The sequence below is a fragment of the Bacteroides sp. 519 genome, assembly GCF_010500955.1.
Classification (GTDB): domain Bacteria; phylum Bacteroidota; class Bacteroidia; order Bacteroidales; family Bacteroidaceae; genus Bacteroides.
Genome location: NZ_QVMJ01000006.1, coordinates 19,706 through 37,285 on the forward strand (window position 1 = coordinate 19,706; position 17,580 = coordinate 37,285).

Below are 17,580 nucleotides of genomic sequence, written 5' to 3' on the forward strand. Positions count from 1 at the left end.
TATTGAAAGTAAAAGGAACTACTACAACACTTTCTCAAAGCAATGATAATTCACTGTAAATAAGATAATTAAATCTAATTTAATCGCAAAAACAAAATCAATTGCAACAATAGATGATGTAGTGAAAAACACCATACCTGCAAACCACCTCACAACCACTGTTTGCGCAAACGGAATACAAAAAATAATTGCTTATTCTTGGGGGTAACATTATAATTTTATAATTTTGAAATATCTAATACAATCTTACATGAAAGACCGGATTCTAACTTTACTCTCTCTGTTGCTCATTTTTAATTCAGCACTTGCTAACTGGCAACGCTCCATTACCAATTACAACCGACATGAATATAAAGCTGCAAATCAAAACTGGATGATAAGTCAGCACGAAAATGGTTGGATGTATTTTGCCAACAACAAAGGATTATTAGAGTTTGATGGGGTAACCTGGAACACCTACTCTATTCATAATGCAAAAACTCGTGCTGTAAAACAAGGTAAAGATGGTCGCATTTATGTGGGAGGGCTAGGACAGTTTGGTTACTTCTCTCCTAACAAATATGGTGGTTTAGATTATACTTGTTTATCCGACAGCTTGGACACAAAAAGATCTGCAGGAAACATCTGGCACATACACCTTAGATGATCGGGTTTATTTTCAGGCAGATCTTGCAGTATATTACCTAGAGAATGACATTTTGCATAAAGTTAAATGTCCAGATGGGGTTATATATTCAACCATTATCAATAATAAATTCTATGCAACCTCATTTCGTGGTGTATATTTTCTTAATGGAGATTCGTTTACTTTGCTTCCCAATACTGCATCAGCTACAAAAACAAAAACTGTAGGAATATTCCCTTTTGAAGAGAAGCTATTAATTGTTAGTGCACTAGATGGAATATTTTTATACGATGGAATGAGTACTACCCAATTTTATAGTACTACTGATTCGTTTTTAGAAAACAACCAGTTACTATGCTCAGCCATGAAAGATTCTTTGTTAGCATTAGGGTCTGTACAAGATGGAATTCTATTATTAAACATGAAGAATGGTGAAACCGAGAAAATATCAATTAAAAACGGTTTGCAAAATAAAACTGTATTATCTATGTTTTTCGACCGGGAGAATAATTTATGGTTAGGGCTTGACAATGGAATAGACTGTATTCATCTTAATCTACCTATGTTTGCTCTGTTAAGCAATAAATCTACAATCGGTTCAGGATATACCTCACTTTTTTATAAAAACAAATTATATTTAGGAACAAATCAGGGACTTTATGCTACTGATTATCCTATTAAACTAACCGAAGAGACTAATCTCAAATTTATTCAAGGAACTGAAGGACAAGTGTGGTCGCTTCTGGAATACGACAACAAAATATTTTGCGGAGGAGTTAATGCACTTATAGTATATGATGGAATTAATGGCTACAAGATTAAGGGAATAAGAGGAATATGGGCTCTATCTACCTCAAAACAACATCCGGAATACATCATTGCCGGAACATATTTTGGATTATATATTCTGAAAAAAGTAGGCGATGAATGGGTTATGTCGCATCGGGTTGCCAATGCTAATTATCCTGCCAAAAACATGTATATCGAAGAGGTAACCGGAGCCATCTGGATAACAAACAAAGAAAAAGGACTTTTCCGGCTTACCTTGAGCGATGATTTAAAAACCGCACAAGTAAAGAACTACAATAACAGTTCGCTTCCTGCCGGCGATAATACATATATAACCCAGATAAACGACGAGATAATTATTGCCTCCCGCCAGGGATTGTTTCGCTACAATCAAATAAAAGACAAGTTGGAAAGGCATGAGATACTCGAAAACACACTCGAAGGAAGCGTTCCTTATACCTATATTACACAAGATGCCAAAAACAACATTTGGTATGCCAGCAACGGAACATTAAAGTTTGTACATTATCAGCCCGAAACCGGTACATGGAAAAGAAACCAAAGCGAATCGTATTTAAGAGATTATCTTATTGAAGACTTTGAACATGTAGCTGTTTATGGACAGAACGATGCACTGATTGGGACGGAAGAGGGTTTCTGCCTGCTCGATTTCAGCAAAAACATCCGGAAAGAATATCCGTTGAATCTTCAAATCAGGAAAGTGTACCTCACCCTTCGTAAAGACTCGCTGGTATATGGACGGAATTATACATACGATAATTCTCCCTTGATTATACCTTATACTAATAACTCTATAAAGATAGAATATAGCTTGAATAACTATGCCCAGCTTTTTGTTACCCAATATTCGTATAAACTAAGCGGTAGTGGTTATAGCGAATGGAGCGAGTTCAGCGAAAACAATATTAAAGAATACACCAATCTTCCGGAAGGTAAATACACATTTCATGTAAAAACATCCATTGCCGAAGATATGGAAGAGATAACGGCATCTTTTAACTTTGAAGTGCTTCCACCGTGGTACAGAAGTTGGTATGCCTATGCCATTTATACACTGGCCATTATACTGGCTATTCTATATTTATATTATAAGTTTATAGTGGGGCAACAAAAAACCATCCGGAAGAAAGAGATGGAGATAATCAAGCAAAAAGAAGAGAACACAAAGAAGGACGAGAAGATTGTTTCGCTGAAAGAAAAGAACCTGCAAGCAGAACTGAAACATAAATCGGACGAACTGATACGAACCACACTTAACATTGTTCGTAAAAACGAGATGCTGCAAAACATTAAAAAGGAAGCTGTTTCCATATCACGTTCTATTGATGATGAGAACCTGCCCAACATACGCCGCAAAGTTATCCGTTTAATTAATAGTGTAGATACCAACCTGGAACACGATGATGATTTGCAGGCTTTCCAAACCACATTCGATTCTGTTCATCATGATTTCTTTGAGAAACTGGATAAACAATTCCCCGAACTGAACAAGAAAGAAAAACTGCTTTGTGCTTATATCCGGATGGATTTAATGTCGAAAGAAATAGCACCTTTAATGAATATCTCACTTCGTGGAGTAGAGATTAGCCGGTACCGGTTAAGGAAGAAATTACAATTGAGTCAGGAGGATAACCTGGCGGAGTTTTTGCAACGGTTATAGTTTTTATTTAGACACGGATTACGTGGGATTACACGGATTTAATTTGAATTAAAACACAGAGGCACAGAAACACTGAGCTTTTCCTTGTGCTGAACACGGAGTTATTGTATGACAAAAAACGAAGCCTCGTGAGCTTTGTTTTCTCTTTGCCGCATAGCGGCTTCCTGTTCATAGCCCCGTGTGGAAGCACGGGGTGTGGCACCTTTCCTTGCGCCCCATCGGGGTGCTATGTTATTTTCCACATAGCACCCCGATGGGGCGCTTGCCATATTTGCTTTTGGGGTCCCCGCGCTTCCGCACGGGGCTATGAACAGATAGCCACTACGTGGCCCTCTGTGTTCAGCACAAGGAAAAGCTCCGTGTTTCTGTGCCTCTGTGTTTTAATTTTAGTATACTCTAGTATCTCTAGTATTCTAATTTATCTCCCCAGAAGATTTTCGGCGAAAAAAGTGTCACAAGTGCAACATCGCTATAACACTCTAAAATTCAATTAATTGCAGTGTGACACTTTGTGTTTTTAAGAAAAATAAGTACCACCGAAGTGTCACATTTTGCCAATTCCTCACTAAAAAGCAGTAGATTTCTTTGTTCATCCTTATGCAATTCTTTATATTTGCTACAAAGAACTTTTGCTTATTGCATTAAATTCTTCTTGCGCACACCCGGGTGTGCAATATTGGTACACCCGGGTGTACAATGCCCGTACACCCGGATGTACAAGACGTGTAGACCCGGGTGTACACACTATTAACACCCGGGTGTACACAAAACAAAGCAATAAGGATTAGAAACAAAACAAAGTAGTATCAGCTATTTATCACAATACATTTTTAAAGCCAAAGCACAATGAAAATAACCAGTTATCGCAAGGACGGAGAAACACAAACACAACGCACGTTAGAGTTAGAAACCGCACTGGATGCTATGCGTACCGAAATAAAATCGAAACCCGTATCCATGTTACGCGAGAATTTAATGCATATTTCTCCCGGCCGACAAAGTGAGTACGCTCCTAAATTACCCATATTTATATTTACCGGTGTGTTTGGCAAGAAAGATAAACAGCAGCAACTGCTCTCGTACAACGGTTTGGTAACCATCGAAATAAACAAGCTAGCCAATTTACACGAAGCAGCCAATTTACGCAATCTGGCAGCTTCATTGCCCCAAACGTTGGTTGCTTTTGTTGGTTCGAGCGGACGAAGCGTTAAAATAATTATTCCTTTCACGTTGATGGATGGCACACTTCCCGAAGAACGCGAATTCATTGAACTGTTTCATGCACAAGCCTACCGCGATGCCGTAAAATGGTATCAGCCACAGATGAAACGAGAAATTGATTTAAAGAAACCCACATTAGAAAGGGGATGCCGGATGTCTTTCGATCCCCAATTATACTATAATCCACAAGCAGCGGCCATTCGCATAGAGCAACCGGTACGCATGCCGACCGAACCAACATACCAGGAAGTACAACAAGCCATTAGCGACCCTTTGCTACGGCTCATTCCGGGTTACGAGCGTTTTCGTATTATATCGACCCTGTTCGATACTTCGTTAAACGATGCCATTGCCCAACTTCCCCGGATCGACTGGGAGAAAGACGAGCTGAAACCCTTCTTTACCCGGTTAGCCGAAAACTGTTACAAGTCGGGCATACCCGAAGAAGAGGCTGTGAAATGGACCACACTGCACGAAGACCTTAAGAAATACGAGATACAGATACGAAACAACTTTCGGAGTGTGTACATGCTGAAGAAAAAATTTGGTGGAAAACCCTGTATATCCTTGTCGGTAACATTAGTAGCTCAGTTAGACGAATTTATGAACCGCAGGTACCAGTTCAGGCGAAACACAGTGAAAGGAATGGTTGAGTTCCGCGAACTGAAGTCTTTTTACTTCGACTTCCGCCCACTAACCAAACAGGCAATGAACAGTATTTCGCTGAATGCCACAGCCGAAGGCATCAACGCCTGGGATGCCGACATTAAGCGTTATATCGAATCGGACCGCGTACCTGTGTACAACCCTATCGAAGAATACCTTTTAAACCTCCCTGCTTGGGATGGTAACGACCGCATCCGTGCTTTAGCGAACTGTGTGAAATGTAAAAATCCCCGTTGGCCCGATTTGTTTTATACTTGGTTTCTGTCCATGGTAGCCCATTGGCAACAAATCGACCATCGGCACGCCAACAGTACCTTGCCCTTATTAGTTGGTAATCAGGGTTGTGGCAAATCAACATTCTGCTTAAACATACTACCTGTTGAACTGCGCGATTACTATACCGATAGTATTGACTTTAGCAACCGTCGCAACGTAGAGTATGCTTTAGGCCGGTTTGCGCTTATCAATATGGACGAGTTCGATTCCATTAGTTCATCATACCAGGGATTTATGAAGCACATTCTGCAAAAGGCTGTTGTACAAACCCGCTTACCTTATGCAGGTACTACGGATGTGATTCGCCGGTATGCCACATTTATTGCTACAAGTAATAATTTCGATTTACTATCAGATCCCACAGGTAATCGTCGTTTTATTTGTGTAGAAGTAGAGGGCATTATTGACTACACACAACCTATTGATTACAGACAACTCTATGCACAGGCTCTACAGGCCGTACGCAATAAAGAGCGATACTGGTATACCCACGAGGACGAAGCTTACATAACTTTGTGCAACCAATGTTTCTTACGGGTTACACCCGAAGAGGAAATGGTGCTAACATACTTCCGCACACCTGTTGGCAATGAACCATACGAAGAGTTAACATCCACCGAATTGCTAACAAGGGTACGCAGCAAACATGCCGGATTCAATTTTAGTCGTACAGCAGCAATGACCTTGGGGCGTTCGCTAAAAAACAAGTTTGAGTCGAGAAGAGCGCGTAATGGTACGGTGTATAGGGTGGTTGAGGTTTAGGTGGAATTAATAAAAAATGCTATGAAAACGAATATCTTATTTAATTACATTATATCCTTATGTCTTTTTTGTTGTTCATGTACCTCAGGAAAGATATCTAACACAATATTATTGCAAGCCGATTCACTTATAGAGTGCTGTTCTGACAGTGTATTGTTGTTGTTACAAAGCATTGAACAACCACAAAGCATGAGTAAAGCAGAACAAGCTTTGTATGCATTGCTAAAAACCCAGGCAGATGACAAAAATTATGTCACACATACTTGTGATTCGTTGATACAGGTAGCAGTAGATTATTACAAAGACCGGAATGATTATGATAAAAAGATTAGGGCATACTTTTATTTAGGAAGTGTGTATCGGGATATGGGAATGAGAACTGAGGCAATAAAAGTTTTCTTGAAAGTCAAAAGAGATATACAGAAGAATAACCTAAATAGCAGGCTATTATATCTTACTCATATTAATTTAACATCACTATATGAAAATCAGGATTTCTATCCGGATGCAATGAACGAGAGTAGAGAGGCCTATTATAATTGTATCATTAGAAATGACTCCTTAGACCTCGTTTACCCAATGATGGATATTGGCCGCCTTTTTTTATATAGCGACAATATTGATAGTTCGTTGTTATATCAAAAACAAGCGTTAACTATAATAGAGAATAGTAACGATCAAACCTTGTATCCGGTTATTTTAAGAAACATTGCTCATGCACATGATTTAAACCATGAATCGGAACAAGCAAACTATTATATCACAAAAGCTCTGAATGCATCTACCATTAAAGCAGATAGCCTTTCCTTTCTTTATATAAAAGGTAAAATATTACGCAATCTCAATAATGAAGATTCTGCCAGAGTCTGTTTTAACTACAGTAAGAATAGTGAAGATATATACACGCAAGCGTCCAGTTATTTGGCTTTGTATGAACTTGAAAAAAAAGTAGGAAACTGGGAGAAAAGTCTGGAGTCAATGGACATTTATTATGCACTTCAAGATTCCTTGTACAATATAAAAAGACATGCTGAAGTAGCCTCCTTGATGACTAAACATGAAATAGAGATAGGACTACAAAATCTGAAGAACAAACAAAAAAACGAACGATTGTTAATGATTGCTGTTTTTTTAATGTTGATCTTCGCTTGTTTCTTTGTTTTTATGTGGCTATACAACCAAAAGAAAAAGCAATTAATAGAACAACAAGAATCCATTATTCAAATACAGACAAAAGCCTTGTATGCAGAGATTGATCATTCACCAATTATGATTGATGATGAGATAATAGAGATTGATGACATAAAAGAGGAGTCTTTTATTCGGATAAAAGAGCAATTAACCGTTCAAGCTAATCTGTTTAAAGAAGAACAGGTCTATAAAAATATACTTTTGTTAGTAACAAATGCTTCTGAAGAAAACTGCCGTATTCCCGATTCAAACAGAAAAGAAGTATTGAAAACAGTACGCAGTTTCTTTTGTATGGTTATCAATGAACTTATGGAGGCCTACCCTATCACAAAAACTGATGCTGAGTTTTGTGTTTTCTGCTTTTTGGGTTTTTCTTATAAAGAGATTGTTTTATTCTTTGCTTTTTCAAGTACAGATGTTTGTAAAACACGAAAGAATCGTATAAAATCTAAACTAAAATCTGAAGAAATGTTTTCGTTTTTGTTCTATTCAAAAAGACAATAATCAGCAAACATCGTAAATTCGTTACCTTATTGTTACCTGCTCCGGTAAAATGTTACCTAAATGTTACCTTCGTTATAGAAGTCAACACTTCGTTCTTATTAATTTTGCGCTCAACAATTAACGTAATAAATTTAAGTAATGAGAACGAAACTACTATTACTAATTCTATCCTGTACAGTATTAAATGTTTTTGCAAATTCTCTTAATGAAACAGCAAAAGAGATTGATATAAAAACAACAGATGTTAAAAGAGTACGCTCTTTATTAGTGATTCCTGTTAGAGCTTTTATAGACAAAACTACAATTCTATTGGAATTTGTATACCTATGCGAATCGGCAACTGTTACAATTATGAATGAGGATACTGGCTGTATGGTGTATTCTAATACAATTATGAATCTAAATGATTTCACTATTGAATTGTTTGGGGAAGATAGTGGTAATTATAGGTTAGAGTTGACAGTGGATGGAAAGAGGTATGATGGGGAGTTTTGGTTGGAGTGAAAATAGTAAAATTAAATTTAATGAGCATTATAATATTGAATATTTAAAAACTAACATTATGAAAAACAAAACTCTATTCTTTTTATGTATTATTTCTCTAGTTGTGATATCCTGTAATAATGAGGATTCACTGGAACATTCTTTTGTCGAAGGTGTAGAATTTACAGATGCCGAATTGACTGCTTTATTTCAGATGCGTGGCGAAGACCATAAAGTTGATATAAGTGAAGCTACCAACTTTGCCAATGATGTAATTGGTTTCCTTGACGGAGATATATCTACACGGACTGCATCTCCAAGAAAAATTAGTTCTGTAACTGCACTGACTTCTGAATCTACACAGCCACTTACGAGATCATTTGATGGGAAAACGATAGAAATACCTGATACCATTGCCTATCTTTTCAATTTTGATAATGAGGCTGGATTCACCATTGTGTCAGGAGATAAACGGATTGGTGCTCCCATACTTGGATATGGTGCTGCGGGTTCTCTGACAGAAGAGGTTGATAATCCTGGGCTGATCGGTTCGTTGCTTGATGTTGAAAATTACATTGTGCAATCCATTACTAACTATGAAAATCAGATAGATTCCATAACGGGTGATATTCTGAATAAGTTGATTGCAGAGAAATCTGCCACAAGAGCAATTAATGATCTTGGTATGAGAAATGACTACCTTCAGCAATATGAATTAATTGTTGATGAATCAGGCCCAGTAGCACTTCCTCCTACTACTACAACCACAAGCACTACTGTTGGTCGCTGGGTAACTACTGCGCAGGTTCAACCACTTTTGCCTGTAGAATGGAACCAAAAATTTCCTTTTAATCATCGTGTGAAGAACAAAAATGGTTGCACTGATGCGCCTGCAGGTTGTGTAGCTATAGCATTAGCTCAAATAATGGCTTATTGGCAGTATCCAGCTCGCGTAGACAATAATACTTTTAATTGGCCTCTGATGAGAAGTTATACAGCAAGACTTGGTGCATACCCGAATATATCTGATAAAAAGCAATTTAATAGATTTGAGAATCAATATTCTTCATTGTCTACTGATGAACGAAATTTTATTTCGCAGGTTTCTTCTCTTGTCGAACTTATCGGTTCACGCACTGGAATGAAGTACACAGATGATGGAAGTTCTGCATCAACGACTAATGCTATGAGATTTTTATCTTATATTGGATATAATACACAAGGTATCACAGGCTACAACTATGACAGAGTTATACACTCATTAGATAATCGACAACCTGTATACACGAGTGGGTACTCCGAAAAAGTCCAACATCGAATAAAAATTATATGGACTATTGGAACTTGGAGTGAGTATAAGCAAGGGCATGCTTGGGTAATTGATGGTTATCTCAAAAGGAAAAAAGCCACAACTGTTCGTGTTATAGTTAAAAACAGATCTACTGGAGTTGTTGTTAGCCAAACTAGCACAACCACATACAGTTATGCTAATTATCTTCACCACAATTGGGGATGGGAGGGTGAAAATGGTTATTATTATAACTCTTATATTGTGGCAGGAAGTTATGATGCTTATGATCCAGATAACTTGTCATCAAATACCCGAGCAAAAATAACTTATGATGAAAAGAATTTTCAATTCATAAAAGAAATTTGTCCTTACATAAAATCTCGCTAATCACATTGAAACAATAAACTTATGAAGAAATTATTAATAATCACATTAACAATTACACTACTTATTTCTTGCGATAATGATCCCAGTCCATATATAATTAAACCATCATGTAATAAATCCTATATTGGAGCATTCATCAAATGCGATTCGCTGAAAATAACCCATGCTGATGGATTGGTTATAGATGAAGAAAATAAATTATGCTATTGGTTAGAAGACTCTTCTCAAGAAAACATTGTTATAGGAGTCAATGGACAGCAACCCACATGCCAAAAGTATCCTACTAATTATTTCTGCCAATTTCCTTATATCGGTTCTACTGATATTTTAATGTCAAATGGAGATAATCCAAATGATCCATATTATTTAGACATACAGGCGCAATATGATAAATACATTGAGGAAGTTGGCGACACAACATATAATAAGGCAGGAGGGCGTGGTGTTATTGTATCATGCGTTTCAATAAAAAACATCTCCATTACAGCAAATAAGGAATTTGATAAAAATTACCCTGCTAACACCGATCTAAGTTCATTCTTCCTTATTCTTTTTGACGATATATATGCAACCATTAAAAATAATTATATACATGTCCCAGAATCATATACATTCTGCTATTTAAATCATGTTCCTTCCATAGATAATCCAGAATCATGGCGTTGCCTATCCAAAACAAATCTGGAAGATTATTTGTTTACAGAAGCATTCTGGCTGCTGTTTCTAAACAGAAAACCCGAAAAAACAGACACCTATACATTCCACATTAAAATAACATTTGCAGATGGAACAGTATTGGAAAACGATGCACCGCCAATTGTGATAAAAGGCAAAAACTAAATATTTAAAAGCGTTAACCATAGATTAATAGATTGGCAACATATTGCAATCTGTTAATCTATGCTGTTTTTCTTATCTTGCACCCAACAATTAACGTAATAAGCAATGAGAACGAAACTACTATTTATTTCCTGTATTATTAGTTCTTTAGTATCTGCTCAAGAGAATCAGCGGCTGATTACAGGGCAAATAATAGATTGTATAACTAAAGAGTTATTGCCCTATGCTACAATTTATACAACTAAAACGCATGGTGCAATATCCAATCAAGAAGGTTTCTTCTCTATCGAAGTAGGGTCGGAGAATTCGAATATAACAATTTCGTATGTTGGTTATGAAAAGAAGATATATTCAATTAATGAAATTCCAACAATTATTGAGCTCCAACCTCTTACAGTTAATTTGTCTGATGTTATAATAACACCAATTGATTGCGCAAACATAGTAAATAAGTTGTTTGAAAAATACAGTCAAGTGGTACAAACAAAGAACCAAACCCCTAAACGCTTTTTTTATCGGCAAACCACAAAAACCGATAATACATGCAATGAAATCTTGGAGGCTTTTTTCAGTGCAACTTCTCTGCTTTGTATTCGAGAATTAGAGTTAGTTGAAGGACGATATGCAGAATTATTACCCGATTCATTAAATCAATGTCAATATATGACTTTTACGAACTATATTCAATATTCTCAGTTTACGTTGATTGATCCCAAAAAGGACAAAAAAGATAAGCTCATAGTGCCTCTCAGAGCTGACTTTTCCGATTTTTATGATTTGTCTATTGATGCTCTTGGCCACAAGGATATTTATGAAATAAAATTCTTATCCAAAAAAAACATCAATAGGCCTATCGTTGAGGGTTCTTTATTTATTGATCCTGAACAATTAACTATTCTAAAATTTGAAGGTAAAACAAGAAATGCTCCACCAACCGGTCGAGGAGGTAAACTTATTAAAAATCACAAACTCAATTTTTCTATTATCTACAAGCAAATAGATGAACTACCCATTGTAGAATCGGTAAATGTTCATAATTCTTTTGTCTGCATTGACTTCGGTGTATCGAATTCAGTGGAGATCAATTCTATCTTGTACAATTTAAACTTGGACACAAAAGAGAAAGGAAAGAAGATTTATCATAAAACAAATCTTATTGAATTAATCGCAAAAAGAAAATACTCACCAGACTTTTGGACAAATAACGAAATAATAAAACGTACGCCATTGGAAGATAGTGCAATTAGCATTTTTGAAAAAGAAAATAAGTTTGGAACATATTCAAATGAATAAAGTTCTTATTATCATGAAGGAGATTTGGATATAACACGAACATAACATACTTTTACTTCTATTTCATTTACATTGTTCAACAAGAAGAAAAAGTATGAAAAAAGTTCTGTTGATTTGCATTCTTGCATCCATCCTCATTTCTTGCATACAGCAAAAAGACAATTCCATGTCTTTTAATGAGGCTAGTATATACGAATATAATCCAAACAATTACCTTTTCACAAATAAATGGTATAAACAAAAAGGAGATGTTAGGCTCGATACATTGAATTTATATCGAAAGGAGAAGTCGTTACACTTAACATCTCGCAAAGACAGTGCAATCTCCGCAGTTTATTTCTTTGATTTGTCCGAAATAGAAGGCCGCACCTTAACCGTTACTGGGAAATATAAGGTTAGGAAATCGCTGGAGGCGGAACTAACATTTTATTTGAAACCATTAAAAAACGAAGATGCAACAGACTCTGTTTCTATAACTCACCTGAATACAGCAAAATGGCATGATTTCCGTCTTACAATCCCCTTATTAACCGAATCTAAAGAAGCATCATTTTGGGTTCTAGGTACAAAAGAGATAGATTTACTTCTCAGTGATTGCGAGGCATGGATTGACAACGATTGGGCTTTATCCGATTTTATAACCAAAAGCTATGATGCAACATTAGATGTAGAGTTTGACCAAGGGTCGGGTATTGATTTGGGAGAACTAACCACAGAAAAGCTTCAAAACATAAAAGTTCTTTGCCGGATATGGGGATTTATGAAATACTATCATCCTGCAGTTACCAAAGGAAATTACAACTGGGATTATGAGTTGTTCAGGGTTCTCCCCTGGATAGCTGGTGCAAAAAACAAGGATGAAAGAAATGAACTCTTAAGCAAATGGATTGATAAATATGGTTCAATAAAAGAAACTTCATCTTATGCAATAGTGGATTCTTCTAAATATTCGCGTTTTATCAATCTGGATTGGATAAATGATTCTGAGATATTCGATGAAAAGGTTATACTGAAACTTAATGGCATTAAAAATGCCAAACGAAGCCAAAAATTTAATTATTACTTGCCACATTATATAAAGCAGGTTAACAACACGCTTGCAGCAGAAAGAGAGAAAAAGTATACACACATTAGCTGGGAAGATCAAGGCTTTCGTATCCTTACATTCTTCAGACTGTGGAATTTAATAGAATATTGTTTCCCTTATACAGAGTATATGGATTGCGCATGGGATGCAATGATTGATGAATACATACCAGTCTTTTTTTCTCCCACGGATCAGGAAGATTATGCACTATCAATCAGGAAACTTGTTGCAGAAATAGATGATTCACATGGTATGATGGTAATTCCCTACAACCAACTGTATGAAATGCCTCATTACCCTATTCGTAAAAAGAACAAGGTGCCAGTAGAATTGATTTTCACAGCCGATAATTACATTGTTGTGAAATCCACAGAAAGTATTCATTTTAACCGGGGAGATATACTATTGTCGGTAAATGGAAAAGAAGTAGATAAGATTATAGAAGAGATGAGTCCGTATATTATTGCCTCAAACAAAGGCGGATTAATAAGGAAAGTACTACAATATTTACTCTGCACCAACTCCGACCAATTGCAAGTAGAAATAATGCGGAAGGGTAAAAAAGAGTCTTTTGTTATTAAAGACTTTAGAAAGAACAGGCAAAAAACAAATACAAACTGGGGAGAAATATACCAGCTAGACAGCAAAAACATACTTCATTGCTATGGACAAAAAAACGCAGAAGAAATAAGAGATATGCTATTGAGGAACATGAATTCGAAAGGATTTATTGTAGATTTAAGAATTGGCTTTGATAATCTGACCCTCCTTCCTGAGTTATTACTATCTAACCCACCATTATGGTTGTCGCAAAACAACAAATCTTTCCCAGGGAATTATCAGGCAATTGCCGAATACAATAAAACACCAGAAGTTATTCCGGAGCCAATGTATAAAGGAAAAATATTTATACTGGTTGATGAATATACACAAAGTGCCAGAGAATCATGGGCTATGTGGTTTCAAACATTTCCAAATAGCATTACTATAGGCAGGCAAACAGCTGGGACAAACGGCAATATATCTCAGGTGTTTTTGCCTGGCAATATAGAATTTGTATATACACAACTAGGTGCCTATTACCCCAATTGGGAAATGCTTCAACGTAAAGGACTGAAAATAGATATTCATGTATCACCAACCCGGCAAGACATAACAGAAGAACGTGATGTTTGGATAGAGAAGGTAATAGAGGCCATGGAATAATATCCGAGCACAAGGTAAAGCCGCCTATGCAATGATGTTAGGCCGTTGCCCTATTTTGAGTATTGTACGACAAAAGCGAAGCCTCCGTGTTCAGCACAAGGAAAAGCTCAGTGTTTCTGTGACTCTGTGTTTAAAACCTCTTTAATTACTCGTGGAAAATGCTCGTACTCTAATGCATGAACCTTGGCCGCAACAGTTTCGTACGTATCGGCAGGAGTAACCTCGCATGTAAATTGGGCAATCATTTCACCCTTATCGTATTCTTCATTAACATAGTGTATGGTGATGCCACTCTCTGTTTCGCCTGCGGCTACAACAGCCTTATGAACATTATCGCCATACATACCTTTGCCACCATATTTAGGAAGAAGAGCCGGATGAATATTTATAATCTTATTTGGATAAGCATGCAGAATTGCTTCGGGGATTCGCAACAGGAAACCTGCCAGAACAATGAAATCAATATCGTTTTCCTTTAATACAGCTAGTATATTATCGGCTTTATCCCATTCTTTTTTAAGGAACACTACCGACGGAATACCCAGATTACGAGCACGTTCCAATACATAAGCATCACTTTTGTTGGCTACAATCAGTTTGATTTTAACAGTGTCATTCTCTTGGAAATAACGGGCGATATTTTCGGCATTTGAGCCCGAACCTGAAGCAAAAATTGCAATGTTTTTAGTCATATAAAGGTTGTTGTCTGCACAAAAAGGTGAAAAATGTGCAAGAAATTGCATTTTGTTAGTTAAATATTTGCTCGGAACAATAAATATTTATTCCTTTGCACCGCAAAATTAAAGAAATAAATCTATTTATTAATTAAAAATTTAAAGTTATGTCTGAAATTGCATCAAGAGTAAAAGCTATTATCGTCGATAAATTAGGCGTTGAAGAATCAGAAGTTACAAATGAAGCTAGCTTCACAAATGATTTGGGTGCAGACTCTCTTGACACTGTTGAACTTATCATGGAATTCGAAAAAGAATTCGGAATATCTATTCCTGATGATCAAGCAGAAAAGATTGGTACTGTAGGCGACGCTGTTTCGTATATCGAAAACGCTAATAAGTAATCTCTGTTTCATTATATGGAATTAAAAAGAGTTGTAGTAACAGGTCTCGGCGCCATTACTCCCATTGGCAACAGCGTTCCCGAATTTTGGGAAAACCTTGTGAACGGGGTTAGTGGAGCAGGGCCTATTACTCATTTCGACGCATCACAATTTAAGACCCGTTTTGCATGCGAAGTGAAAAACTTCAATGCAACCAACTATATCGATCGTAAAGAAGCCCGTAAAATGGACCTTTACACACAATACGCCATTGCTGTAGCCAAAGAGGCTGTTGAAGACTCGGGTCTGGATGTGGAGAAAGAAGATTTAAACAGAATTGGCGTTATCTTTGGAGCCGGTATCGGAGGTATTAATACATTCGAAGATGAGGTTGGCAACTATGCCCTCAATAAAGACAAAGGCCCCAAATTCAATCCGTTTTTTATCCCCAAAATGATATCTGACATTGCAGCCGGACAAATTTCGATTATGTACGGTTTCCATGGTCCCAACTATGCTACATGTTCAGCATGTGCCACTTCTACTAATGCTATTGCCGATGCTTTCAACCTGATTCGCTTAGGTAAAGCCAATGTAATAGTAAGTGGTGGTTCCGAAGCAGCTATTGCTGCGGCCGGCGTAGGAGGTTTCAATGCTATGCACGCTTTGTCTACCCGTAATGAGGAAGCAGAAAAGGCATCACGTCCTTTCAGTGCAAGCCGCGACGGATTTGTTATGGGCGAAGGCGGAGGCTGTTTAATTCTGGAAGAACTTGAACATGCACTTGCACGTGGAGCAAAAATCTATGCCGAAGTAGCTGGTACAGGGCTTTCGGGTGATGCTTACCACCTTACAGCTTCGCATCCCGAAGGATTAGGAGCCAAATTGGTGATGAGAAATGCTTTGGAAGATGCCGAAATGAAACCGGAAGAGGTTGATTACATCAACGTTCACGGAACTTCAACACCTGTTGGAGATATTTCGGAAGTAAAAGCGATAAAGGATGTTTTCGGTGATCATGCTTACAAACTGAACATCAGCTCAAGTAAGTCAATGACTGGTCACTTGTTAGGAGCAGCTGGTGCTGTAGAGTCTATTGCAAGTATCCTTGCAATTAAGAACGGCATTGTACCTCCAACAATTAACCATACCGAAGGTGATAACGACGAGAACATTGATTATGACCTTAACTTTACCTTTAACAAAGCTCAACAACGCGAAGTAAAGGTTGCCCTCTCCAATACATTTGGATTTGGTGGTCATAACGCTTGTATTATTTTTAAGAAATTCGCTGATTAATATCGTGCTTAAAAATACAATAGATAGAATAAGACTCTTGTTCCGTAGGAATGCAGAGTCTTATTTGTGTTTCTATCATATACTTGGCTTTTTCCCTGGCAACATCAAGGTATACCAACAGGCTTTACTTCATAAATCATCTTCCGTACGTTCGGAAAAAGGACGTCCGGTAAACAATGAACGTCTGGAGTTTTTAGGCGATGCCATTCTCGATGCCGTTGTGGGCGATATTGTTTATCGCCATTTCGAGGGTAAAAGAGAGGGATTCTTAACCAATACCCGTTCAAAAATAGTTCAACGAGACACCCTCAATAAGCTGGCTGTAGAAATTGGCCTCGACAAGCTTATAAAGTATTCAACCCGATCATCGTCGCACAACAGTTATATGTACGGTAATGCTTTCGAAGCATTTATTGGTGCCATATACTTGGATCAGGGTTATGATAAATGCAAGAAATTTATCGAAGAAAGAATCATTGCACGCTACATCGACCTGGATAAACTATCGAAGAAGGAAGTTAACTTTAAGTCGAAGTTAATAGAGTGGTGCCAAAAGAATAAAGTCGAAGTTTCTTTTGAACTGATAGAACAAAGCCTGGATAAAAACTCTAATCCTATTTTCCAAACTGAGGTTTTAATAGAGAACATCTCTGCCGGCCATGGCGAAGGATACTCTAAAAAGGAATCGCAACAGAATGCGGCAAAAATGGCACTTAAGAAGATAAAATCATCACAAGAGTTTGTGGTATCTATTCATGTTGCCAAAGAAGAAAACATGGTACCCGAGGAAGAAAACCTTGAGGTAGAAAGCATTGAAACAGAAGATCCTGAAGTAGAAAACCCAGAAACTGTAGATTCAGAAGTAGAAAGTTCTTCTGATGAATTTGAAATCGAAACCACTGAAGAGTAGTGGGATTCTGTT

13 protein-coding genes are annotated in these 17,580 nt (G+C 37.2%); 12 read left to right on the forward strand and 1 reads right to left on the reverse strand.

Annotated elements, in window-relative coordinates; genetic code table 11:
* The first annotated feature begins 250 nt into the window (after positions 1–250).
* The 9 genes from D0T85_RS22710 to D0T85_RS07725 all read left to right on the forward strand — a co-directional run bounded on the left by D0T85_RS22710 (position 251) and on the right by D0T85_RS07725 (position 14,302).
* A complete protein-coding gene (locus tag D0T85_RS22710) occupies positions 251–646 on the forward strand; it encodes a hypothetical protein (RefSeq protein WP_239060667.1) in 396 nt (131 codons plus the stop codon).
* 52 nt (positions 647–698) lie between these two features.
* Positions 699–3,095, forward strand: coding sequence for a triple tyrosine motif-containing protein (locus D0T85_RS07690; RefSeq protein WP_239060668.1), 2,397 nt, complete (start codon positions 699–701; stop codon positions 3,093–3,095).
* An 846-nt stretch (positions 3,096–3,941) separates the two neighbouring features.
* Complete coding sequence (locus D0T85_RS07695; protein WP_163211921.1) at positions 3,942–6,020, forward strand: BT4734/BF3469 family protein; 2,079 nt, start codon at positions 3,942–3,944, stop codon at positions 6,018–6,020.
* Positions 6,021–7,715 (forward strand): lipopolysaccharide assembly protein LapB, encoded by a 1,695-nt coding sequence (locus D0T85_RS07700; protein WP_163211923.1) that lies wholly within the window; start codon positions 6,021–6,023, stop codon positions 7,713–7,715. It abuts the gene before it with no gap.
* Positions 7,716–7,853: 138 nt separating this feature from the next.
* Complete coding sequence (locus D0T85_RS07705; protein ID WP_163211925.1) at positions 7,854–8,219, forward strand: DUF3244 domain-containing protein; 366 nt, start codon at positions 7,854–7,856, stop codon at positions 8,217–8,219.
* Complete coding sequence (locus D0T85_RS07710) at positions 8,182–9,876, forward strand: C10 family peptidase (protein WP_163211927.1); 1,695 nt, start codon at positions 8,182–8,184, stop codon at positions 9,874–9,876. Before D0T85_RS07705 ends, D0T85_RS07710 begins: the two co-directional genes overlap by 38 nt.
* Before the next feature lie 21 nt (positions 9,877–9,897).
* Entirely contained in the window at positions 9,898–10,716 is an 819-nt protein-coding gene (locus D0T85_RS07715) for a hypothetical protein (protein WP_163211929.1), read from the forward strand.
* 105 nt (positions 10,717–10,821) lie between these two features.
* On the forward strand, positions 10,822–12,009 hold the full coding sequence (locus D0T85_RS07720) for a carboxypeptidase-like regulatory domain-containing protein (RefSeq protein ID WP_163211931.1): 1,188 nt from the start codon (positions 10,822–10,824) through the stop codon (positions 12,007–12,009).
* A 94-nt stretch (positions 12,010–12,103) separates the two neighbouring features.
* The gene (locus D0T85_RS07725; protein ID WP_163211933.1) at positions 12,104–14,302 is read left to right on the forward strand and encodes a S41 family peptidase; all 2,199 of its coding nucleotides are present in this window, start codon (positions 12,104–12,106) and stop codon (positions 14,300–14,302) included.
* Between the two features lie 107 nt (positions 14,303–14,409).
* On the opposite strand, the gene purN is transcribed toward D0T85_RS07725, so the two are convergent.
* Positions 14,410–15,045, reverse strand: a complete 636-nt coding sequence (gene purN, locus D0T85_RS07730) for a phosphoribosylglycinamide formyltransferase (protein ID WP_163211935.1) — start codon at positions 15,043–15,045, stop codon at positions 14,410–14,412.
* Positions 15,046–15,143: 98 nt separating this feature from the next.
* Here purN and D0T85_RS07735 point away from each other — a divergent pair, with 98 nt between their 5' ends.
* The 3 genes from D0T85_RS07735 to rnc are packed head-to-tail and all read left to right on the forward strand — an operon-like array spanning position 15,144 to position 17,568.
* On the forward strand, positions 15,144–15,380 hold the full coding sequence (locus D0T85_RS07735) for an acyl carrier protein (protein WP_163211937.1): 237 nt from the start codon (positions 15,144–15,146) through the stop codon (positions 15,378–15,380).
* 15 nt (positions 15,381–15,395) lie between these two features.
* Complete coding sequence (gene fabF, locus D0T85_RS07740) at positions 15,396–16,658, forward strand: beta-ketoacyl-ACP synthase II (protein ID WP_163211939.1); 1,263 nt, start codon at positions 15,396–15,398, stop codon at positions 16,656–16,658.
* Positions 16,659–16,662: 4 nt separating this feature from the next.
* The gene (gene rnc / locus D0T85_RS07745) at positions 16,663–17,568 is read left to right on the forward strand and encodes a ribonuclease III (protein WP_163211941.1); all 906 of its coding nucleotides are present in this window, start codon (positions 16,663–16,665) and stop codon (positions 17,566–17,568) included.
* Positions 17,569–17,580: the final 12 nt, after the last annotated feature.

Bases quoted from the DNA above. Each gene is read 5' to 3' on its own strand.
- D0T85_RS22710 (WP_239060667.1), top strand. From the start codon at position 251: ATGAAAGACCGGATTCTAACTTTACTCTCTCTGTTGCTCATTTTTAAT.
- D0T85_RS07695 (WP_163211921.1), top strand. From the start codon at position 3,942: ATGAAAATAACCAGTTATCGCAAGGACGGAGAAACACAAACACAACGC.
- D0T85_RS07705 (WP_163211925.1), top strand. From the start codon at position 7,854: ATGAGAACGAAACTACTATTACTAATTCTATCCTGTACAGTATTAAAT.
- D0T85_RS07710 (WP_163211927.1), top strand. From the start codon at position 8,182: ATGGAAAGAGGTATGATGGGGAGTTTTGGTTGGAGTGAAAATAGTAAA.
- D0T85_RS07715 (WP_163211929.1), top strand. From the start codon at position 9,898: ATGAAGAAATTATTAATAATCACATTAACAATTACACTACTTATTTCT.
- D0T85_RS07720 (WP_163211931.1), top strand. From the start codon at position 10,822: ATGAGAACGAAACTACTATTTATTTCCTGTATTATTAGTTCTTTAGTA.
- D0T85_RS07725 (WP_163211933.1), top strand. From the start codon at position 12,104: ATGAAAAAAGTTCTGTTGATTTGCATTCTTGCATCCATCCTCATTTCT.
- purN (WP_163211935.1), bottom strand. From the start codon at position 15,045: ATGCAATTTCTTGCACATTTTTCACCTTTTTGTGCAGACAACAACCTT.
- D0T85_RS07735 (WP_163211937.1), top strand. From the start codon at position 15,144: ATGTCTGAAATTGCATCAAGAGTAAAAGCTATTATCGTCGATAAATTA.
- fabF (WP_163211939.1), top strand. From the start codon at position 15,396: ATGGAATTAAAAAGAGTTGTAGTAACAGGTCTCGGCGCCATTACTCCC.